This window comes from Mixta mediterraneensis (assembly GCF_014946725.1).
GTDB lineage: Bacteria > Pseudomonadota > Gammaproteobacteria > Enterobacterales > Enterobacteriaceae > Pantoea > Pantoea mediterraneensis.
Map to the genome: position 1 here is coordinate 135,125 of NZ_JACFXY010000007.1, position 20,010 is coordinate 155,134.

The 20,010-nt window shown below is 48.9% G+C and carries 35 protein-coding genes; 31 read left to right on the forward strand and 4 right to left on the reverse strand.

What is annotated here, in order from left to right; genetic code table 11:
• Positions 1-21: 21 nt before the first annotated feature.
• From bfd to H2P46_RS14270, 31 genes are all read left to right on the forward strand, one after another.
• Positions 22-216, forward strand: a complete 195-nt coding sequence (gene bfd / locus H2P46_RS14120) for a bacterioferritin-associated ferredoxin (RefSeq protein ID WP_193405637.1) — start codon at positions 22-24, stop codon at positions 214-216.
• Between the two features lie 109 nt (positions 217-325).
• On the forward strand, positions 326-799 hold the full coding sequence (bfr, locus tag H2P46_RS14125; RefSeq protein WP_193405638.1) for a bacterioferritin: 474 nt from the start codon (positions 326-328) through the stop codon (positions 797-799).
• A 520-nt stretch (positions 800-1,319) separates the two neighbouring features.
• Positions 1,320-1,631 (forward strand): 30S ribosomal protein S10, encoded by a 312-nt coding sequence (gene rpsJ / locus H2P46_RS14130; RefSeq protein WP_001181005.1) that lies wholly within the window; start codon positions 1,320-1,322, stop codon positions 1,629-1,631.
• Positions 1,632-1,663: 32 nt separating this feature from the next.
• A complete protein-coding gene (gene rplC / locus H2P46_RS14135) occupies positions 1,664-2,293 on the forward strand; it encodes a 50S ribosomal protein L3 (protein ID WP_193405639.1) in 630 nt (209 codons plus the stop codon).
• A 10-nt stretch (positions 2,294-2,303) separates the two neighbouring features.
• On the forward strand, positions 2,304-2,909 hold the full coding sequence (gene rplD, locus H2P46_RS14140; protein WP_193405640.1) for a 50S ribosomal protein L4: 606 nt from the start codon (positions 2,304-2,306) through the stop codon (positions 2,907-2,909).
• Positions 2,906-3,208: a 50S ribosomal protein L23 gene (gene rplW / locus H2P46_RS14145; protein ID WP_193405641.1), complete on the forward strand. Its 303-nt coding sequence runs from the start codon at positions 2,906-2,908 to the stop codon at positions 3,206-3,208. Before rplD ends, rplW begins: the two co-directional genes overlap by 4 nt.
• A gap of 17 nt (positions 3,209-3,225) precedes the next feature.
• Positions 3,226-4,047: a 50S ribosomal protein L2 gene (gene rplB, locus H2P46_RS14150; RefSeq protein ID WP_193405642.1), complete on the forward strand. Its 822-nt coding sequence runs from the start codon at positions 3,226-3,228 to the stop codon at positions 4,045-4,047.
• A gap of 16 nt (positions 4,048-4,063) precedes the next feature.
• Complete coding sequence (rpsS, locus tag H2P46_RS14155) at positions 4,064-4,342, forward strand: 30S ribosomal protein S19 (protein ID WP_001138115.1); 279 nt, start codon at positions 4,064-4,066, stop codon at positions 4,340-4,342.
• Between the two features lie 13 nt (positions 4,343-4,355).
• The gene (gene rplV / locus H2P46_RS14160) at positions 4,356-4,688 is read left to right on the forward strand and encodes a 50S ribosomal protein L22 (protein ID WP_046289651.1); all 333 of its coding nucleotides are present in this window, start codon (positions 4,356-4,358) and stop codon (positions 4,686-4,688) included.
• 17 nt (positions 4,689-4,705) lie between these two features.
• On the forward strand, positions 4,706-5,404 hold the full coding sequence (rpsC, locus tag H2P46_RS14165; protein WP_193405643.1) for a 30S ribosomal protein S3: 699 nt from the start codon (positions 4,706-4,708) through the stop codon (positions 5,402-5,404).
• A 12-nt stretch (positions 5,405-5,416) separates the two neighbouring features.
• Positions 5,417-5,827 carry a 50S ribosomal protein L16 gene (rplP, locus tag H2P46_RS14170; protein WP_008927134.1) on the forward strand — a complete coding sequence of 137 codons (411 nt, stop codon included), beginning with the start codon at positions 5,417-5,419 and terminating at the stop codon, positions 5,825-5,827.
• Positions 5,827-6,018: a 50S ribosomal protein L29 gene (rpmC, locus tag H2P46_RS14175; protein ID WP_003850146.1), complete on the forward strand. Its 192-nt coding sequence runs from the start codon at positions 5,827-5,829 to the stop codon at positions 6,016-6,018. Before rplP ends, rpmC begins: the two co-directional genes overlap by 1 nt.
• Entirely contained in the window at positions 6,018-6,272 is a 255-nt protein-coding gene (gene rpsQ / locus H2P46_RS14180) for a 30S ribosomal protein S17 (RefSeq protein ID WP_006120589.1), read from the forward strand. The genes rpmC and rpsQ overlap by 1 nt, the downstream gene beginning before the upstream one ends.
• 168 nt (positions 6,273-6,440) lie before the next feature.
• Positions 6,441-6,812, forward strand: a complete 372-nt coding sequence (gene rplN, locus H2P46_RS14185; protein ID WP_006120590.1) for a 50S ribosomal protein L14 — start codon at positions 6,441-6,443, stop codon at positions 6,810-6,812.
• Positions 6,813-6,822: 10 nt separating this feature from the next.
• Complete coding sequence (gene rplX, locus H2P46_RS14190; protein WP_193405644.1) at positions 6,823-7,137, forward strand: 50S ribosomal protein L24; 315 nt, start codon at positions 6,823-6,825, stop codon at positions 7,135-7,137.
• 14 nt (positions 7,138-7,151) lie between these two features.
• The gene (rplE, locus tag H2P46_RS14195; protein WP_031376676.1) at positions 7,152-7,691 is read left to right on the forward strand and encodes a 50S ribosomal protein L5; all 540 of its coding nucleotides are present in this window, start codon (positions 7,152-7,154) and stop codon (positions 7,689-7,691) included.
• A 14-nt stretch (positions 7,692-7,705) separates the two neighbouring features.
• Positions 7,706-8,011 carry a 30S ribosomal protein S14 gene (gene rpsN, locus H2P46_RS14200; RefSeq protein ID WP_006120592.1) on the forward strand — a complete coding sequence of 102 codons (306 nt, stop codon included), beginning with the start codon at positions 7,706-7,708 and terminating at the stop codon, positions 8,009-8,011.
• 32 nt (positions 8,012-8,043) lie between these two features.
• Positions 8,044-8,436 carry a 30S ribosomal protein S8 gene (gene rpsH, locus H2P46_RS14205; RefSeq protein WP_193405645.1) on the forward strand — a complete coding sequence of 131 codons (393 nt, stop codon included), beginning with the start codon at positions 8,044-8,046 and terminating at the stop codon, positions 8,434-8,436.
• Positions 8,437-8,448: 12 nt separating this feature from the next.
• The gene (gene rplF, locus H2P46_RS14210) at positions 8,449-8,982 is read left to right on the forward strand and encodes a 50S ribosomal protein L6 (protein ID WP_193405646.1); all 534 of its coding nucleotides are present in this window, start codon (positions 8,449-8,451) and stop codon (positions 8,980-8,982) included.
• 9 nt (positions 8,983-8,991) lie between these two features.
• Positions 8,992-9,345: a 50S ribosomal protein L18 gene (gene rplR / locus H2P46_RS14215; protein WP_013027463.1), complete on the forward strand. Its 354-nt coding sequence runs from the start codon at positions 8,992-8,994 to the stop codon at positions 9,343-9,345.
• A 14-nt stretch (positions 9,346-9,359) separates the two neighbouring features.
• A complete protein-coding gene (gene rpsE / locus H2P46_RS14220; protein WP_193405647.1) occupies positions 9,360-9,860 on the forward strand; it encodes a 30S ribosomal protein S5 in 501 nt (166 codons plus the stop codon).
• A gap of 5 nt (positions 9,861-9,865) precedes the next feature.
• Positions 9,866-10,045: a 50S ribosomal protein L30 gene (gene rpmD / locus H2P46_RS14225; protein WP_193405648.1), complete on the forward strand. Its 180-nt coding sequence runs from the start codon at positions 9,866-9,868 to the stop codon at positions 10,043-10,045.
• Between the two features lie 3 nt (positions 10,046-10,048).
• Entirely contained in the window at positions 10,049-10,483 is a 435-nt protein-coding gene (gene rplO / locus H2P46_RS14230) for a 50S ribosomal protein L15 (RefSeq protein WP_193405649.1), read from the forward strand.
• A gap of 7 nt (positions 10,484-10,490) precedes the next feature.
• Positions 10,491-11,822, forward strand: coding sequence for a preprotein translocase subunit SecY (gene secY / locus H2P46_RS14235; RefSeq protein ID WP_193405650.1), 1,332 nt, complete (start codon positions 10,491-10,493; stop codon positions 11,820-11,822).
• Between the two features lie 32 nt (positions 11,823-11,854).
• Positions 11,855-11,971, forward strand: a complete 117-nt coding sequence (rpmJ, locus tag H2P46_RS14240; RefSeq protein WP_004160566.1) for a 50S ribosomal protein L36 — start codon at positions 11,855-11,857, stop codon at positions 11,969-11,971.
• A 146-nt stretch (positions 11,972-12,117) separates the two neighbouring features.
• Positions 12,118-12,474 (forward strand): 30S ribosomal protein S13, encoded by a 357-nt coding sequence (rpsM, locus tag H2P46_RS14245; RefSeq protein WP_193405651.1) that lies wholly within the window; start codon positions 12,118-12,120, stop codon positions 12,472-12,474.
• A gap of 16 nt (positions 12,475-12,490) precedes the next feature.
• Entirely contained in the window at positions 12,491-12,880 is a 390-nt protein-coding gene (gene rpsK, locus H2P46_RS14250; RefSeq protein ID WP_004160563.1) for a 30S ribosomal protein S11, read from the forward strand.
• A 34-nt stretch (positions 12,881-12,914) separates the two neighbouring features.
• A complete protein-coding gene (gene rpsD / locus H2P46_RS14255) occupies positions 12,915-13,535 on the forward strand; it encodes a 30S ribosomal protein S4 (protein WP_193405652.1) in 621 nt (206 codons plus the stop codon).
• 25 nt (positions 13,536-13,560) lie between these two features.
• Positions 13,561-14,550, forward strand: a complete 990-nt coding sequence (locus H2P46_RS14260) for a DNA-directed RNA polymerase subunit alpha (RefSeq protein ID WP_193405653.1) — start codon at positions 13,561-13,563, stop codon at positions 14,548-14,550.
• 40 nt (positions 14,551-14,590) lie between these two features.
• On the forward strand, positions 14,591-14,977 hold the full coding sequence (rplQ, locus tag H2P46_RS14265) for a 50S ribosomal protein L17 (protein WP_009087575.1): 387 nt from the start codon (positions 14,591-14,593) through the stop codon (positions 14,975-14,977).
• Positions 14,978-15,075: 98 nt separating this feature from the next.
• Positions 15,076-15,444 (forward strand): DnaJ family domain-containing protein, encoded by a 369-nt coding sequence (locus tag H2P46_RS14270; RefSeq protein ID WP_193405654.1) that lies wholly within the window; start codon positions 15,076-15,078, stop codon positions 15,442-15,444.
• Positions 15,445-15,796: 352 nt separating this feature from the next.
• On the opposite strand, the gene mscL is transcribed toward H2P46_RS14270, so the two are convergent.
• The 4 genes from mscL to fmt all read right to left on the reverse strand — a co-directional run bounded on the left by mscL (position 15,797) and on the right by fmt (position 20,009).
• Positions 15,797-16,207, reverse strand: coding sequence for a large-conductance mechanosensitive channel protein MscL (gene mscL, locus H2P46_RS14275; protein ID WP_193405655.1), 411 nt, complete (start codon positions 16,205-16,207; stop codon positions 15,797-15,799).
• Between the two features lie 112 nt (positions 16,208-16,319).
• Positions 16,320-17,696, reverse strand: a complete 1,377-nt coding sequence (gene trkA, locus H2P46_RS14280; RefSeq protein ID WP_193405656.1) for a Trk system potassium transporter TrkA — start codon at positions 17,694-17,696, stop codon at positions 16,320-16,322.
• Positions 17,697-17,714: 18 nt separating this feature from the next.
• Positions 17,715-19,016, reverse strand: coding sequence for a 16S rRNA (cytosine(967)-C(5))-methyltransferase RsmB (gene rsmB / locus H2P46_RS14285; protein WP_193405657.1), 1,302 nt, complete (start codon positions 19,014-19,016; stop codon positions 17,715-17,717).
• 48 nt (positions 19,017-19,064) lie between these two features.
• A complete protein-coding gene (gene fmt, locus H2P46_RS14290; protein WP_193405658.1) occupies positions 19,065-20,009 on the reverse strand; it encodes a methionyl-tRNA formyltransferase in 945 nt (314 codons plus the stop codon).
• Position 20,010: the final 1 nt, after the last annotated feature.

Sequence of the window (20,010 nt, forward strand, 5' to 3'; positions counted from 1 at the left end):
ATGTACCAGAGTGAAAAGTAAATGTACGTCTGCCTGTGTAATGCCATCAGTGATAAAACCATTCGTGAAGCGGTCCGCCGTTACCAGCCAAAATCTATCCAGCAGTTGCGTCAACTCGTTCCTGTCGGAAAGCAATGCGGGAAATGTATCCGCGCCACCCGTGAAATAATGGATGAAGAAATGCAGCACGTTCCGCTGTATAAAGAAGCTATCTGAGGACGTGCTTTTTTACATCCCTGCTTAATACCCACAGTTTCTGTCGCGTTTTTTTGACTTCTTTTTATACGCATCTACGCTCTAGTTAACTGGTAGCGGAGGAAGCAAAATGAAGGGCGACATTAAAATCATTAGTTATCTCAATAAATTGCTGGGAAATGAACTGGTTGCAATCAACCAATATTTTCTTCATGCACGTATGTTCAAAAACTGGGGCCTGATGCGGCTCAACGATGTTGAATATCACGAATCCATTGATGAGATGAAACACGCGGATAAGTACATTGAGCGCATCCTGTTTCTTGAGGGTATCCCAAACTTACAAGACCTGGGCAGACTGAAGATAGGCGAAGATGTGCCGGAAATGCTGAACTCTGACCTTGCGCTTGAGCTTGAGGGAGCAAAAGATTTACGTGAGGCTATCGCCTATGCAGATAAAGTTCACGACTACGTCAGTCGCGATATGATGATTGAAATCTTGTCTGAAGAAGAACATCACATTGACTGGCTGGAAACCGAGCTTGTGTTGATACAAAAAATGGGTATCCAAAATTATCTGCAGGCTCAAATCAAAGACGAGTAAGCCCGTTTTCTGTAACGCCTGTCCCCAGCCCGTGATAGTAAGAGCCGACCATTGCGGGCGCGTTTAACCCTTCCCGACTTGCCTGGTGTCATAACTCTCTTTTAATGAAAAATCAAAAACATTGCGTCGAAAACGATGTGTATTGACGTTGATGCGTCAGCGTATCTGTTACGCATGTCTGGCGGCAGATTACGGTTGGGCAAAACCAGCCAAAGAGATAATCATATTTACTCTTCCCGCTTATGTTGGCAAATAACCCAAAGCCAGCAGGAATCATTTAGCAGGGCAGGGAATTAAAAGCAGAACGCGGGTTGCTTCCTGAACAAATTTACGTATAATGCGCGGGCCTACCGATATTGTTAGGCGCGATTCGAGCAGAATCGTAGACGGCATTTTTTGGGTCGTCTGACAATACTCCCAATTGGGGAGTTATATGCTGAACGATTACACTCTCCCATCAATCGTAATGGGTTCGAGTAGTAATTTTTTTCGTCTATAAAAAGTTTGGAGCTCTGGTCTCATGCAGAACCAAAGAATCCGTATCCGTCTTAAAGCGTTTGATCATCGTCTGATCGATCAATCAACCGCGGAAATCGTTGAGACTGCCAAGCGCACTGGTGCGCAGGTTCGTGGTCCGATCCCGCTGCCAACCCGCAAAGAGCGCTTTACCGTTCTGATCTCTCCGCACGTTAACAAAGATGCGCGTGATCAGTACGAAATCCGCACTCATAAGCGTCTGGTAGACATCGTTGAGCCAACTGAAAAAACCGTTGATGCTCTGATGCGTCTGGATCTGGCTGCCGGTGTTGACGTGCAGATCAGCCTGGGTTAATCAGGTCATCGAGCGATTGAGAGGTTGAAACAATGATTGGTTTAGTCGGTAAAAAAGTGGGCATGACCCGTATCTTCACTGAAGATGGCGTATCTATCCCCGTCACCGTAATCGAAGTTGAAGCGAACCGCGTGACTCAGGTCAAAGGCCTGCAGAACGATGGTTACCAGGCAATTCAGGTTACCACCGGTGCTAAAAAAGCAAACCGTGTGAGCAAGCCTGAAGCTGGTCATTTTGCTAAAGCTGGCGTTGAAGCTGGCCGTGGTCTGTGGGAATTCCGCACTGTTGAAGGTGAAGAATATTCTGTGGGTCAGAGCATCAGCGTTGAGATTTTCGCTGAAGTTAAAAAAGTTGACGTAACTGGCACCTCTAAAGGTAAAGGTTTCGCTGGTACCGTTAAGCGCTGGAACTTCCGTACCCAGGACGCGACACACGGTAACTCCTTGTCTCACCGCGTACCGGGTTCTATTGGTCAGAACCAGACTCCGGGCAAAGTGTTTAAAGGCAAGAAGATGGCAGGTCAGCTGGGTAATGAGCGCGTAACCGTTCAGAGCCTGGATGTAGTACGTGTTGACGCTGAGCGCAACCTGCTGCTGGTTAAAGGTGCAGTTCCCGGTGCAACCGGTAGCGACCTGATTGTTAAACCAGCTGTGAAGGCGTAAGGGGATAGCAATGGAATTAGTATTGAAAGACGCGCAGAGCGCGCTGACTGTTTCCGAAACTACCTTCGGTCGTGATTTCAACGAAGCGCTGGTTCACCAGGTTGTTGTTGCTTACGCATCAGGCGCCCGCCAGGGTACTCGTGCGCAGAAAACTCGCGCTGAAGTAACCGGTTCAGGCAAAAAGCCCTGGCGTCAGAAAGGCACCGGCCGTGCGCGTTCAGGTTCTGTTAAGAGCCCGATCTGGCGTTCAGGTGGCGTGACCTTCGCTGCGAAGCCACAAGACCACAGTCAAAAAGTTAACAAAAAGATGTACCGCGGCGCGCTGAAAAGCATCCTGTCCGAACTGGTACGTCAAGATCGTCTGATCGTTGTCGAATCATTTGCTGTAGAAGCACCAAAAACCAAGCTGCTGGTACAGAAACTGAAAGACATGGCGCTGGAAGACGTGCTGATCATTACCGGTGAACTGGATGAGAATCTGTTCCTGGCTGCGCGTAACCTGTACAAGGTAGACGTGCGTGATGCAGCGGGTATCGACCCAGTTAGCCTGATCGCCTTCGACAAAGTCGTTATGACTGCTGATGCAGTTAAGCAAGTTGAGGAGATGCTGGCATGATCCGTGAAGAACGTCTGCTGAAAATACTGCGCGCGCCGCACGTATCTGAAAAGGCATCTAGCGCGATGGAAAAAACCAATACCATCGTACTCAAAGTAGCTAATGACGCGACTAAAGCAGAGATCGTTGCTGCTGTTGAGAAACTGTTCGAAGTAGAAGTTAAAGACGTAAACACCTTGGTTGTTAAGGGTAAAGTTAAGCGTCACGGACAGCGTATCGGTCGTCGTAGCGACTGGAAAAAAGCTTACGTCACCCTGAAAGAAGGCCAGAATCTGGACTTCGTCGGCGGCGCTGAGTAAGTCGGAGGAGAAAGACAATGGCAGTTGTTAAATGTAAACCGACATCTCCGGGTCGTCGTCACGTAGTTAAAGTGGTGAACCCAGAGCTGCACAAGGGCAAGCCGTTTGCCCCGTTGCTGGAAAAAAACAGCAAATCCGGTGGCCGCAACAACAACGGTCGTATCACTACCCGTCACATCGGTGGTGGTCATAAGCAGGCTTACCGTCTGGTTGACTTCAAACGCAACAAAGATGGTATCCCGGCAGTTGTTGAACGTCTTGAGTACGATCCGAACCGCTCTGCGAATATCGCACTGGTTCTGTACAAGGACGGCGAACGCCGTTATATCCTGGCCCCTAAAGGCCTGAAAGCTGGCGACCAGATTCAATCTGGCGTTGATGCTGCGATCAAAGCAGGTAACACTCTGCCGATGCGTAACATCCCAGTAGGTTCTACCGTTCATAACGTAGAAATGAAACCAGGCAAAGGCGGACAGATTGCTCGCTCTGCTGGTGCTTACGTGCAGATCGTTGCGCGTGAAGGTTCCTACGTAACCTTGCGTCTGCGTTCAGGTGAAATGCGTAAAGTCGAATCTGACTGCCGCGCAACGCTGGGCGAAGTCGGTAACGCTGAGCATATGCTGCGCGTTCTGGGTAAAGCCGGTGCAACCCGTTGGCGTGGTGTTCGTCCGACCGTTCGTGGTACTGCGATGAACCCCGTTGATCACCCGCACGGTGGTGGTGAAGGTCGTAACTTTGGTAAGCACCCTGTCACTCCATGGGGCGTTCAGACCAAAGGTAAGAAGACCCGTAGCAACAAGCGTACCAATAAATTTATCGTACGTCGCCGTAGCAAATAATATTAGAGGATAAGCCATGCCACGTTCTCTCAAGAAAGGTCCTTTTATTGACCTGCACTTGCTGAAGAAGGTAGAGAAAGCGGTGGAAAGCGGTGACAAGAAGCCTTTGCGCACTTGGTCCCGTCGTTCAACGATCTTTCCTAACATGATCGGTTTGACCATCGCTGTCCATAATGGTCGTCAGCACGTTCCTGTTTTTGTTTCCGACGAAATGGTTGGTCACAAACTAGGTGAATTCGCGCCGACACGTACTTATCGCGGTCACGCGGCTGATAAAAAAGCCAAGAAGAAATAAGTAGGAGGAAGAGATGGAAACTATTGCTCAACATCGCCATGCTCGTTCTTCTGCTCAGAAGGTTCGCCTGGTGGCTGACCTGATTCGCGGTAAGAAAGTATCGCAGGCTCTGGACATTTTGACCTACACCAATAAGAAAGCGGCTGTACTGGTCAAGAAAGTCCTGGAATCTGCCATTGCTAACGCTGAACACAACGATGGCGCTGATATCGACGATCTGAAAATCACGAAAATTTTCGTTGATGAAGGTCCGACCATGAAACGCATTATGCCGCGTGCCAAAGGTCGTGCAGATCGCATCCTGAAGCGCACCAGCCACATCACTGTGGTTGTGTCCGATCGCTGAGACTCTGGAGACTAGCAATGGGTCAGAAAGTACATCCTAATGGTATTCGCCTGGGTATTGTAAAACCATGGAACTCTACCTGGTTTGCGAACACCAAAGAATTCGCTGACAACCTGGACAGCGACTTTAAAGTACGTCAGTTCCTGACTAAAGAACTGGCTAAAGCGTCTGTATCTCGTATCGTTATCGAGCGTCCAGCGAAGAGCATCCGTGTGACCATTCACACCGCTCGTCCGGGCATCGTTATCGGTAAAAAAGGTGAAGACGTTGAAAAACTGCGCATGGTCGTCGCGAACATCGCTGGCGTTCCTGCACAGATTAACATCGCCGAAGTCCGTAAACCGGAACTGGACGCGAAACTGGTAGCTGATAGCATCACTTCACAGCTGGAGCGTCGTGTGATGTTCCGTCGTGCGATGAAGCGTGCTGTTCAGAACGCCATGCGTCTGGGCGCGAAAGGTATCAAAGTTGAAGTTAGCGGCCGTCTGGGCGGTGCCGAGATCGCACGTACCGAATGGTATCGTGAAGGTCGCGTGCCATTGCACACCCTGCGTGCTGACATTGATTACAATACCTCAGAAGCGCACACCACTTATGGTGTAATCGGCGTTAAGGTATGGATCTTCAAAGGTGAGATCCTGGGTGGTATGGCTGCTGTTGAACAACCGGAACCGGCTGCTCAACCTAAAAAGCAGCAGCGTAAAGGCCGTAAGTAAGGAGAGTCGCTGATGTTACAACCAAAGCGTACGAAATTCCGTAAAGTGCATAAAGGCCGTAACCGCGGTCTGGCTGCCGGTACGGATGTCAGCTTCGGTACTTTCGGTCTGAAAGCTGTTGGCCGTGGTCGTCTGACTGCTCGTCAGATCGAAGCAGCACGTCGTGCTATGACCCGTGCAGTTAAGCGTCAAGGTAAGATCTGGATCCGTGTATTCCCGGACAAACCGATCACCGAGAAGCCGCTGGAAGTGCGTATGGGTAAAGGTAAGGGTAACGTAGAGTATTGGGTTGCCCTGATCCAGCCTGGTAAAGTCCTGTATGAAATGGATGGCGTACCAGAAGAGCTGGCCCGTGAAGCATTCAAGCTGGCAGCAGCAAAACTGCCTATCAAAACCACCTTTGTAACTAAGACGGTGATGTAATGAAAGCAACTGAGCTGCGTGAAAAAAGCGTTGAAGAGCTGAACACTGAGCTACTTAATCTGCTGCGTGAGCAATTTAACCTGCGCATGCAGGCAGCATCTGGCCAGCTGCAGCAGACCCATCTGTTGAAGCAAGTGCGCCGTGATGTTGCACGCGTTAAGACTTTACTGACTGAGAAGGCGGGTTCGTAATGACCGATAAAATCCGTACTCTGCAAGGTCGTGTTGTTAGTGACAAAATGCAGAAATCTGCAGTTGTTGCTATCGAACGTTTCGTGAAGCACCCGATCTACGGTAAATTCATTAAGCGTACGACTAAGCTGCACATCCATGACGAGAACAACGAATGCGGTATTGGCGACGTGGTTGAAATCCGCGAATGCCGTCCACTATCCAAGACTAAATCCTGGACGCTGGTTCGCGTTGTAGAGAAAGCGATTCTGTAATAGAATTTGCTCTCTTTAAAAATTGAATGAACGGCTCGCAAGAGCCGTTCATTTTTTCTACCCATGTGCGAGAACCGGTGTTATAATGCCGCGCCCTCAATTATGGGGCTTTCTAACGACCTGAGGTTTAGGTCCCGAAGTAGTAGTTGACATTAGCGGAGCACTAAAATGATCCAAGAACAGACTATGCTGAACGTCGCCGACAACTCCGGTGCACGTCGCGTAATGTGTATCAAGGTTCTGGGTGGCTCGCACCGTCGCTACGCAGGCGTCGGCGATATCATCAAAGTTACCATCAAGGAAGCAATTCCGCGTGGTAAGGTGAAAAAAGGTGATGTCCTGAAGGCGGTAGTGGTGCGCACCAGGAAGGGTGTTCGTCGCCCGGACGGTTCTGTCATTCGCTTCGATGGTAATGCATGCGTTATTTTAAATAATAATAGTGAGCAGCCTATCGGTACGCGTATTTTTGGGCCGGTAACTCGTGAACTTCGTACTGAAAAGTTCATGAAAATTATCTCTCTGGCACCAGAAGTACTCTAAGGAGCGAACAATGGCAGCTAAAATCCGTCGTAACGACGAAGTTATCGTGTTAACCGGTAAAGATAAAGGTAAGCGCGGTAAAGTTAAGAATGTCCTGTCTTCTGGTAAGGTCATTGTTGAAGGTATCAACCTGGTGAAGAAACATCAGAAGCCGGTTCCGGCTCTGAACCAACCAGGCGGCATCGTTGAAAAAGAAGCTGCAATTCAGGTTTCTAACATTGCGCTCTTCAATACGGCAACTGGTAAGGCTGACCGTGTAGGCTTTAGATTCGAAGACGGTAAAAAAGTCCGTTTCTTCAAGTCTAATAGCGAAACTATCAAGTAATTTGGAGTAGTACGATGGCGAAACTGCATGATTACTACAAAGACGAAGTAGTCCAGAAACTCATGACAGAGTTTGGCTACAATTCTGTCATGCAAGTCCCTCGGGTCGAGAAGATCACCCTGAACATGGGTGTAGGTGAAGCGATCGCTGACAAGAAACTGCTGGATAACGCAGCAGCTGACCTGGCAGCAATCTCCGGTCAAAAGCCGTTAGTCACCAAAGCACGCAAATCAGTTGCAGGCTTCAAAATCCGTCAGGGCTATCCGATCGGCTGTAAAGTAACTCTGCGTGGCGAGCGCATGTGGGAGTTCTTTGAGCGTCTGATCACTATTGCTGTACCGCGTATCCGTGACTTCCGTGGCTTGTCCGCTAAGTCATTCGATGGTCGTGGCAACTACAGCATGGGTGTACGTGAGCAGATCATCTTCCCAGAAATCGACTATGACAAAGTCGATCGCGTTCGTGGTTTGGATATTACCATTACCACTACTGCGAAATCTGATGATGAAGGCCGTGCTCTGCTGGCTGCCTTTGACTTCCCGTTCCGTAAGTAAGGTAGGGTTACTTAATGGCTAAGCAATCTATGAAAGCACGCGAAGTTAAGCGTGTGAAATTAGCAGACAAATTCTTCGCAAAGCGCGCTGAACTGAAAGCGATCATTTCTGATGTGAACGCTTCCGACGAAGATCGTTGGGATGCTGTTCTTAAGCTGCAGAGTCTGCCGCGTGATTCCAGCCCTTCACGTCAGCGTAACCGCTGTCGTCAAACAGGTCGTCCGCACGGTTTCCTGCGGAAGTTTGGGTTGAGCCGTATCAAGGTCCGTGAAGCCGCAATGCGCGGTGAAATTCCGGGTCTTAAAAAGGCTAGCTGGTAATTGTCACCAATTGAATCACGGGAGTAACACAGATGAGCATGCAAGATCCGATCGCGGATATGCTGACCCGTATCCGTAACGGTCAGGCCGCAAACAAAGTTGCGGTCATCATGCCTTCCTCCAAGCTGAAATTGGCAATTGCCAACGTGCTGAAAGAAGAAGGCTATATTGAAGATTTCAAAATCGAAGGCGACATCAAGCCAGAACTGGAACTTACCCTTAAGTATTTCCAGGGCAAAGCTGTTGTAGAAAGTATTCAGCGAGTAAGCCGTCCTGGCCTGCGCATCTATAAGAAAAAAGATGAGCTGCCAAAGGTAATGGCTGGTATGGGCATCGCTGTAGTTTCTACATCTAAAGGTGTCATGACTGATCGTGCAGCGCGCCAGGCAGGTCTTGGTGGCGAAATTATCTGCTACGTAGCGTAATCGGAGGATACTATGTCTCGTGTTGCTAAAGCACCTGTCGTTGTTCCTGCCGGCGTAGAGGTAAAACTCAACGGTCAGGTAATTTCGATTAAAGGTAAAAACGGCGAGCTGACTCGTACTATCAATGATGCTGTTGAAGTTAAGCATGCTGACAACGCTCTGACTTTTGCTCCTCGCGAAGGTTTCGTTGATGGCTGGGCGCAGGCGGGTACGTCGCGCGCGCTGCTGAACGCAATGGTTATCGGTGTTACCGAAGGCTTCACTAAGAAGCTGCAGCTGGTTGGTGTTGGTTATCGTGCTGCTATCAAAGGCAACGTGGTTAACCTGTCACTGGGCTTTTCTCATCCAGTAGATCACCAGCTGCCCGCGGGTATTACTGCAGAGTGTCCGACTCAGACTGAAATCGTACTGAAAGGTGCGGATAAACAGCTGATCGGCCAGGTTGCAGCGAACTTGCGCGCCTACCGTCGTCCTGAGCCTTACAAAGGCAAGGGTGTCCGTTACGCCGACGAAGTCGTGCGTACCAAAGAGGCTAAGAAGAAGTAAGGTAACACTATGGATAAGAAATCTGCTCGTATCCGTCGTGCGACCCGTGCACGTCGCAAGCTCAAAGAGCTGGGTGCTACTCGCCTGGTGGTACATCGTACCCCGCGTCACATTTACGCACAGGTAATCGCCCCGAACGGTTCCGAAGTTCTGGTCGCTGCTTCTACTGTAGAAAAAGCTATCACTGAACAACTGAAGTTTACCGGTAATAAAGAAGCCGCAGCTGCTGTAGGTAAAGCTATTGCAGAACGCGCAATCGAAAAAGGCATCACTGGTGTTTCTTTCGACCGTTCCGGTTTCCAATATCATGGTCGCGTCCAGGCACTGGCAGATGCTGCCCGTGAAGCTGGCCTTCAGTTCTAAGGTAGAGGTCTAAGATGGCACACATCGAGAAACAAGCTGGCGAACTGCAGGAAAAATTGATCGCGGTAAATCGTGTTTCTAAAACTGTAAAAGGTGGTCGTATTTTCTCCTTCACCGCACTGACTGTAGTGGGTGATGGTAATGGCCGCGTTGGTTTTGGTTACGGTAAAGCGCGTGAAGTTCCAGCAGCGATCCAGAAAGCGATGGAGAAAGCCCGTCGCAATATGATTAACGTCGCGCTGACCAACGGTACTCTGCAGCACCCTGTTAAAGGTGCGCATACGGGTTCCCGCGTGTTCATGCAGCCGGCTTCTGAAGGTACCGGTATCATCGCCGGTGGTGCAATGCGCGCCGTCCTGGAAGTCGCTGGAGTTCATAACGTTCTGGCTAAAGCATACGGTTCTACCAACCCGATTAACGTGGTTCGTGCAACTATTGATGGCCTGGGCAATATGAATTCTCCAGAAATGGTCGCTGCCAAGCGTGGTAAATCCGTTGAAGAAATTCTGGGGTAATCACGATGGCTAACACTATTAAAATCACTCAAACCCGCAGTGCAATTGGCCGTTTGCCTAAGCATAAAGCCACTCTGGTTGGCCTGGGTCTGCGTCGTATTGGCCATACCGTTGAGCGTGAAGATACGCCTGCTGTACGCGGTATGGTTAACGCGGTTTCCTATATGGTTAAAGTGGAGGAGTAAGAGATGCGTTTAAATACTCTGTCTCCGGCCGAAGGGTCTAAACACGCACCTAAGCGTTTGGGTCGTGGTATTGGTTCTGGCCTCGGTAAAACCGGTGGTCGTGGTCACAAAGGTCAGAAGTCTCGTTCTGGCGGTGGCGTACGTCGCGGTTTCGAAGGTGGTCAGATGCCTCTGTACCGTCGTCTGCCGAAATTCGGTTTCACCTCTCGCAAAGCAATGATCACGACAGAAGTTCGTCTGTCTGATCTGGCGAAAGTTGAAGGCGGTATTGTAGACCTGAACACGCTGAAAGCAGCCAACATCGTCGGTGTACAGATTGAATTCGTAAAAGTAATTCTTTCTGGCGAAGTTTCTGCACCGGTAACGGTTCGCGGTTTACGTGTCACCAAAGGTGCTCGTGCTGCAATCGAAGCTGCTGGCGGTAAAATTGAGGAATAAGTAGCAGATGGCTAAACAACCGGGGTTAGATTTTCAAAGTGCCAAAGGTGGCTTTGGTGAACTGAAACGCAGACTATTGTTTGTCATCGGTGCACTGATTGTCTTCCGTATTGGCTCTTTTATTCCAATCCCTGGTATTGATGCCACTGTACTTGCCAAACTGCTTGAGCAACAGCGTGGCACCATTATTGAAATGTTTAACATGTTCTCTGGTGGTGCTCTCAGCCGTGCTTCTATTTTCGCGCTGGGAATCATGCCGTATATTTCGGCATCGATTATTATCCAGTTATTAACGGTGGTTCATCCGGCGTTAGCGGAAATTAAGAAGGAAGGGGAGGCTGGCCGTCGTAAGATTAGCCAGTATACCCGTTACGGTACGTTGGTATTAGCCATATTCCAGTCGATTGGTATTGCTACCGGTTTACCGAATATGCCTGGAATGCAGGGCCTGGTAATGAATCCAGGCTTTGCTTTCTATTTTACCGCTGTTGTAAGTCTGGTCTCAGGGACAATGTTCCTGATGTGGCTGGGCGAACAGATTACTGAGCGGGGTATCGGTAACGGTATTTCGATCATTATCTTCGCGGGTATTGTTGCGGGTCTGCCGCCGGCCATTGGCCATACCATCGAGCAAGCACGGCAAGGTGACCTGCACTTCCTTCTGTTGCTGTTGGTTGCAGTTCTTGTATTTGCAGTGACCTTCTTTGTTATTTTCGTTGAGCGTGGTCAACGCCGCATTGTGGTGAACTATGCCAAACGTCAACAAGGTCGCCGTGTATACGCTGCACAGAGCACACATTTACCGTTGAAAGTGAATATGGCGGGCGTAATCCCAGCTATTTTTGCTTCCAGCATCATCCTTTTTCCGGCGACGATTGCATCGTGGTTTGGGAACGGGACCGGTTGGAACTGGCTGACAACAATTTCGCTGTATTTGCAGCCAGGACAGCCGCTTTATGTGCTACTCTATGCGACTGCAATCATCTTCTTCTGTTTCTTCTATACGGCGTTGGTTTTCAACCCGCGTGAAACAGCAGATAACCTGAAGAAGTCTGGTGCATTCGTACCGGGAATTCGTCCGGGAGAGCAAACGGCGAAGTATATCGATAAAGTAATGACTCGTTTGACCTTAATCGGCGCCTTGTACATTACGTTTATCTGCCTTATCCCGGAGTTCATGCGTGATGCGATGAAGGTCCCCTTCTACTTTGGCGGTACGTCACTGCTCATCGTAGTGGTCGTCATCATGGACTTTATGGCTCAAGTGCAAACTCTGATGATGTCAAGTCAGTATGAGTCTGCATTGAAGAAAGCTAACCTGAAGGGCTACGGCCGTTAATTCAGGTGGTTGAGAAGTTACGGAGAGTAAAAATGAAAGTTCGTGCTTCCGTCAAGAAATTATGTCGTAACTGCAAAATCATTCGTCGCGACGGTGTCGTTCGTGTGATCTGCAGCGCCGAGCCTAAGCATAAACAACGCCAAGGCTGATATTGTCACATATTTTTCTTGCAAAGTCGGGTTGAGCTGGCTAGATTAGCCAGCCAATCTTTTGTATGTCAGTACGTTGCCATTTGAGTATCCTGAAAACGGGCTTTTCAGCATGGGACGTACTTGTTTAATTATAGGAGTGCATAGTGGCCCGTATAGCAGGCATTAACATTCCTGATCAAAAACATACCGTTATCGCATTAACTTCGATCTTCGGTATCGGTAAAACCCGTTCTAAAGCTATCTGCGCTGCAACGGGTATTGCTGAAAATGTTAAGATCAGTGAGCTGTCTGAAGAACAAATTGACCAGCTGCGTGATGCAGTTGCTAAATTCGTTGTAGAAGGTGATCTGCGCCGTGAAATCACCCTGAGCATCAAGCGTCTTATGGACCTTGGTTGCTATCGTGGTTTGCGCCATCGTCGTGGTCTGCCAGTTCGCGGTCAGCGTACTAAGACCAACGCACGTACCCGTAAGGGTCCGCGTAAACCGATCAAGAAATAATCGGGGTGAGTAAATAATGGCAAAGGCACCAGTTCGTGCACGCAAGCGTGTAAGAAAACAAGTCTCAGATGGCGTGGCTCATGTCCATGCTTCTTTTAACAACACCATCGTTACTATTACTGATCGTCAGGGTAACGCATTGGGTTGGGCAACCGCCGGTGGTTCCGGTTTCCGCGGTTCACGTAAATCTACCCCGTTCGCTGCTCAGGTTGCTGCAGAGCGCTGTGCAGAAGCGGTAAAAGATTACGGTATTAAGAACCTGGAGGTTATGGTTAAGGGGCCGGGTCCGGGTCGCGAATCAACAATTCGTGCTCTGAACGCCGCTGGTTTCCGCATCACTAATATTACTGATGTGACTCCTATCCCTCATAACGGTTGTCGTCCGCCGAAAAAACGTCGCGTATAACGCCCCGTTTTTTTAGGATAGTTGGAGAAAGAAAATGGCAAGATATTTGGGTCCTAAGCTCAAGCTGAGCCGTCGTGAGGGCACGGACTTATTCCTTAAGTCTGGCGTTCGCGCGATTGATTCCAAGTGTAAAATTGATCAAGCCCCTGGTCAGCATGGTGCGCGTAAACCGCGTCTGTCTGATTACGGCGGCCAGTTACGTGAAAAGCAAAAAGTTCGTCGCATCTACGGTGTTCTTGAGCGTCAGTTCCGTAATTACTATAAAGAAGCAGCACGTCTGAAAGGCAACACTGGTGAAAACCTGTTGGCTCTGCTGGAAGGCCGTCTGGACAACGTAGTTTATCGTATGGGCTTTGGTGCCACTCGTGCAGAAGCGCGTCAGTTGGTAAGTCATAAGTCTGTTCTGGTAAATGGCCGCGTTGTTAACATCGCTTCTTATCAGGTATCTCCGAATGATGTCGTTAGCATCCGTGAGAAAGCCAAAAAGCAATCTCGCGTGAAGGCCGCTCTGGAGCTGGCTGAGCAGCGTGAAAAGCCAACCTGGCTGGAAGTTGATGCGACTAAGATGGAAGGTGTGTTCAAGCGTATTCCTGAGCGTACTGATCTGTCTGCGGACATTAACGAACACCTGATCGTCGAGCTTTACTCTAAGTAAAGCTTAGTACCAAAGAGAGGACACAATGCAGGGTTCTGTGACAGAGTTTCTAAAACCGCGCCTGGTAGATATCGAGCAAGTGAGTTCGACGCACGCCAAGGTGACCCTTGAGCCGTTAGAGCGTGGCTTTGGCCATACTCTTGGTAACGCACTGCGCCGTATTCTGCTTTCTTACATGCCGGGTTGCGCGGTGACCGAGGTTGAAATTGATGGTGTACTGCATGAGTACAGCACCAAAGAGGGAGTACAGGAAGATATCCTGGAAATCCTGCTCAACCTGAAAGGGCTGGCGGTAAGAGTTCAGGGCAAAGATGAAGTTGTCTTAACCCTGAATAAATCTGGCATTGGCCCTGTGACTGCAGCCGACATCACCCATGATGGTGATGTTGAAATCGTCAAGCCTCAGCACGTAATCTGTCATCTGACCGATGAAAACGCGGCTATTAGCATGCGTATCAAAGTTCAGCGTGGTCGTGGTTATGTGCCGGCTTCTGCCCGAATTCATTCGGAAGAAGATGAGCGCCCAATCGGACGTCTGTTAGTCGACGCTTGCTATAGCCCTGTAGACCGTATTGCCTACAATGTTGAAGCAGCGCGTGTAGAACAGCGCACCGACCTGGACAAGCTGGTCATCGAAATGGAAACCAATGGTACAATCGATCCTGAAGAGGCGATTCGTCGTGCGGCTACCATTCTGGCAGAACAACTGGAAGCTTTTGTTGACTTACGTGATGTACGTCAGCCAGAAGTGAAAGAAGAAAAACCAGAATTCGATCCGATCTTGCTGCGCCCAGTTGACGATTTGGAATTGACTGTCCGCTCTGCTAACTGCCTTAAGGCAGAAGCTATCCACTACATCGGTGATCTGGTACAGCGTACTGAGGTTGAGCTGCTTAAAACGCCTAACCTGGGTAAAAAATCTCTTACCGAGATTAAAGATGTGCTCGCCTCACGTGGTCTTTCTTTAGGCATGCGCCTTGAGAACTGGCCGCCGGCAAGCATTGCTGATGAATAACCGGATCACAGGTTAAGGTTTCACTGAGAAGGATAAGGTCATGCGCCATCGTAAGAGTGGTCGTCAACTGAACCGCAACAGCAGCCATCGTCAGGCTATGTTTCGCAACATGGCTGGCTCTTTGGTTCGTCATGAGATCATCAAGACGACTCTGCCGAAAGCCAAAGAGTTGCGCCGCGTAGTTGAGCCGCTGATTACTCTTGCCAAGACCGACAACGTAGCTAATCGTCGTCTGGCATTCGCCCGCACTCGTGATAACGAGATCGTGGCAAAACTGTTTAATGAACTTGGCCCGCGCTTCGCGAGCCGTGCAGGTGGTTACACTCGTATTCTGAAGTGTGGCTTCCGCGCTGGTGACAACGCACCGATGGCTTACATCGAGCTGGTTGATCGTCCAGAAGCTCAAGCAGAAGCTGCTGCAGAGTAATCTGTAGCAACGTAAAAAACCCGCTTCGGCGGGTTTTTTATTGCCTGCTATTTAGGGTATTGACTATGCTGATCATCTAACCGGTTTATGAGGTGCTTATGTGGTTAATTGACCAGCTTGCTGAGCAACATATTCATGCCGCGCAGGAAAAAGGAGAATTAAGTAATCTGCCCGGCGAAGGCAAGCCTTTGCAGTTAGATGATGATAGCTATATTCCTTCCGAATTAAGGACAGGCTATCGGCTACTTAAAAATTCTGGTTTTCTCCCACCGGAGTTAGAGCTGCGTCGAGAGGCGATTGAGATCAATGATCTTCTTAAGCAGCTGGATCCAAAAGATCCCTCTTTTCCAGAACAACGTAATCGGTTAGTACTTCTGGAATGTAGACTTCGTCAGGCGGTAATGAGCACCGACTTTCTTCATAGTGATTACGGTGCCGCACTTCACCAGCGTTTTGAGAAGAAATGAATGCGTTGTGTTAAGTAAATTGCCTGGCCTGGTGTGGGTTACGCCATGTAATCCGCTTCAACGAAAATAAGTTAACGGGGCCATATCGCTCCACAGATGGAGCGATTAAGAAGAAACATAAAACCACCAAAACAACGCTATCGAAGCCAGTTCTATGAGGCCCTTTTCCGACTGTGCATAAGACGCGCAATTAAAAAGAGCAATCGAGATTTGAGCGTAATGAGGAGTATTGAAGGAAGTAAATGAAAGGCCAGAAATAAGAAAGGGTCTTATTTCTGGCCTTCTACTGCCTGGAAATAACCGCCTGATGTGTCTCAATAAAGAGCGCACTTCCTATAGAGCGGCTTATTTTTTAGATATTGGTGCTTTGCTGTTTCAGCAAATCACGAATTTCAGTAAGCAATACTTCTTCATTGCTTGGTTTAGGTGCTGGCTTTTCAACTTCTTTTTTCTTATACAATTTATTCATTAGTTTAATCGCAATGAAAATCGCGAAGGCGACGATGATAAAATCGAATACAGTCTGAATGAAAACACCATATTCCATTACTACTGCTGGCGTTGTTCCTTCTGCTGGTTTAAGCACCCAACTGAATGATTTAAAATCGACACCACCAATCAGTAAACCCAGAGGGGGCATAATAATGTTGGCAACTAATGATGAAACTATTTTGCCAAACGCAGCACCAATAATGACACCCACTGCAAGATCGACAACATTCCCACGCATTGCAAAATCACGAAACTCTTTGAATAAACTCATTCTTATCTCCTTGCCTGGCCAATGCCCTAAAGTTTAACAAAGCTTCCTGTATTTGCCATTATCACGATAAATTTAACGGAATTATCTTGATATGACCTCTGACAGACAGCCGTTAAAGGAAGAAAGGGCTAGGTTGAAACAAACGCTCAACGTCTGGAACAAATTTCTTATCCGTTAGAAACATAATGACATGATCGCCTTGTTCGATACGCAAATTATCATTTGCAATCATGACGTCATCTCCACGTACAACCGCCCCAATAATCGTACCGGGTGGTAACTTAATATCATCAATTGGACGTCCCACCACGCGTGAGGTTGTTTCGTCACCGTGCGCAATGGCCTCGATTGCTTCTGCAACGCCACGGCGTAAAGAAGAAACACCGACAATATCGGCTTTACGCACATGTCCAAGCAAAGCGGAAATGGTCGCCTGCTGCGGAGATATAGCAATATCAATAACGCTTCCTTGCACCAAATCGACGTAAGCACGGCGCTGAATGAGCACCATAACTTTCTTGGCACCCATTTTTTTTGCCAGCATTGCTGACATGATATTTGCATCATCATCATTGGTTACCGCAATAAACAAGTCGACTTGATCAACATGCTCTTCTGCCAGTAATTCCTGATCTGACGCATCTCCGTAAAAAACGATCGTATCCTGAAGCTGTTCAGCGAGCTCAGCGGCACGCTGCGGATTACGTTCAATTAATTTGACGCTGTAATTTTTTTCAAGCTTTTGTGCCAGGCCAAAGCCAATATTTCCACCGCCCACTAGCATAATGCGTTTATAAGGCTTTTCCAGCCGCTGCATTTCGCTCATAACGGCACGAATATTTTGGCTGGCAGCAATGAAGAAAACTTCATCACCTGCTTCAACAATAGTGGAACCCTGGGGACGGATAGGGCGATCCTGACGGAAAATCGCGGCAACACGCGTATCAATATGCGGCATATGGTCACGCAGAATAGAAAGCGAATTGCCAACCAAAGGGCCGCCATAATAGGCTTTTACTACGGCAAGGCTGACTTTTCCTTCAGCAAAATTAACCACTTGAAGTGCGCCAGGATATTGAATCAGGCGATAAATATTGTCGATCACTAATTGCTCAGGGGAAATCAGATGATCGATCGGCACCGCTTCTGGAATAAATAATTTTTCCGCATCACGTAAATAATCAGCCGCACGAATACGTGCAATACGATTAGGCGTATTGAAAAGTGAATAGGCGATTTGACAGGCAATCATATTGGTTTCGTCAGAATTAGTGACAGCAACCAACATGTCAGCGTCCTCGGCACCGGCATCGCGCAAAACACGCGGATGAGAACCATGGCCCTGAACGACACGCAGATCGAATTTATCCTGTAACTGACGAAGGCGGGTTGAATCCGTATCAACAACGGTAATATCGTTATTTTCGCCGACCAGATTCTCTGCCAGCGTGCCGCCGACCTGACCGGCACCAAGAATAATGATTTTCATCGCTTAAGAATACTCATCTCAATTAGTGCCTGGTTTTTTCATTAGCTTAGCGTAGAAAAAACCGTCGCCTCCATCAGCGGCAGGAAATACCTGTAGTCCTGTTTCAGGCGCACCGGAAAGTGAAAACGCGACAGCGTTATGGTGTCGCTCAAGGAACGCACTTATCTGCATCTCATTCTCTTCGGGAAGGACGGAACAGGTTGCATATAATAGCGTCCCACCCGGCTTAAGATGAGTCCAGACGGCGTCAAGAATTTCGCACTGCAGCTTTGCCAGTTCGGCAATATCCCGATCGCGGCGCAGCCATTTAATGTCAGGGTGTCGACGAATCACACCGGTAGCCGAACAGGGTGCATCAAGTAAAATTCGATCAAATTGTTGTGTTCCGCACCAGGCTTGAGGCGTACGACCGTCACCCTGTTTTACCTCAGCCTGCATACCAAGGCGCTGTAAATTCTCGTGCACACGCGTGAGGCGCTGAGCATCTACGTCTACGGCGAGTACCTTCGCTTCAGGGGCAATCTCCAGAATATGCGTCGTTTTCCCCCCCGGCGCAGCACAGAGATCGAGAATGGATTCGCCATTTTGCGGTTCTAAAAACAAGGCACAGCGTTGCGCTGAGACATCTTGCACGGTTACCCAGCCTTGCTCAAAACCTGGGAGCTGACTCACTGGCGCGGGCGAATCAAGTCGCAACGCTTCAGGCACCTCGGTGTCAATATTGGCTGTTTTTTCATTTTCAGCCAGTAACGCAAGCCAGCTATTACGGGAGTGATGCTGCCGGTTTACGCGGAGCCACATTGGCGGACGAATATTATTCGCTTCAATTATTTGCTGCCAGTGAGCCGGCCAGGCTGTCTGTAGCCGTTTCAATAACCAGTCGGGATGAAGATAACGCTGCGGACCGTCTTGTATACTGGCGAGTAATTCATCCTGCTGACGCTGGAACTGACGAAGCACACCGTTTAACAGACCTTTCAAGCTGCTGCGTTTTAATACTTCGGCACCCGCAACGGTTTCTGCCAGGACAGCATGAGCAGGAACGCGTGTATAGAGCAATTGATATAGCCCGACCATGATCAGGTAATGTAAAACACGCTGCTTGCCCGTCAGAGGGCGCTCCATCAATTTACCAATCAGCGCTTCCAGCTGTGGCAACGTACGCAATACACCGAAGCAGATTTCTTGCACTAACGCGCTGTCTTTATCCGACAGCTTTTTCTGAGCATGAGGTAGCACGGTATTGAGCGATTCGCCCTTATCGATCACACGTTCGATCAGCTGAGCTGAAAGACTACGTAGGTTAATTGATTTGTTCATAGGAGTTTTGTCGTCAATAAAAAGCCCGGTCGTTACCGGGCTAAATAGTCAGTCCAGAAGAGTGCCGGGTTCAAACCATTCACGGCGCGAGTTGAGTAAGTCATGAGCCGACATCGGCTTTTTACCTGCCGGCTGAACCCGGAGCAGATTGAGCACACCCTCTGCGGTAGCTATCTGAATGCCTTGCTTATCAGCCTGGATAACTTCGCCGGGCTGTCTGTTGATATGCGGAAGTACACTGGCTTGCCAAACTTTAACTGGCTGCTCATCAATGATAAAAAAGCTCATAGGCCAAGGGTTGAAAGCACGGATGCAGCGCTCAAGTTGTGCAGCAGATAGCTGCCAGTCGAGACGTGCCTCTTCTTTACTCAACTTGTCGGCATAATTAGCCAATGCTTCATCCTGCTTTACCGGATGAATACTATTGGCAGTAAGCTGCGCTAAAGTGTCAAGCAAACCTTGTGGGCCGAGTTGTGCCAGTTTGTCATAAAGCGTTGCGCTGGTATCTTCATCAGTGATAGGACAGGCAAGTTTATATAACATATCACCGGTATCCAGACCGACATCCATCTGCATGATGGTCACGCCAGTATTCGTATCTCCCGCCCATAACGCACGTTGGATCGGCGCAGCGCCACGCCAGCGTGGCAGCAATGAACCGTGCACGTTAATACATCCTAGCCTCGGCATAGCAAGGACCGCCTTTGGCAGAATCAATCCGTAAGCCACTACAACCATCACGTCAGCCTGAAGATCGGCAACTAATTGTTGGTTTTCCTCAGGACGTAACGATTTAGGTTGAAAGACCGGAATGCCGTTTGCCTGAGCTAATACTTTTACCGGCCCTGGCGTTAGCTTATTTCCGCGGCCTGCGGGGCGATCGGGTTGGGTGAAGACACCCACCACCTGATGTTCAGAAGCAAGCAGCGCGTCAAGGTGACGCGCTGCAAAGTCAGGGGTGCCAGCAAAAATGATTTTTAATGGGGCAGACACG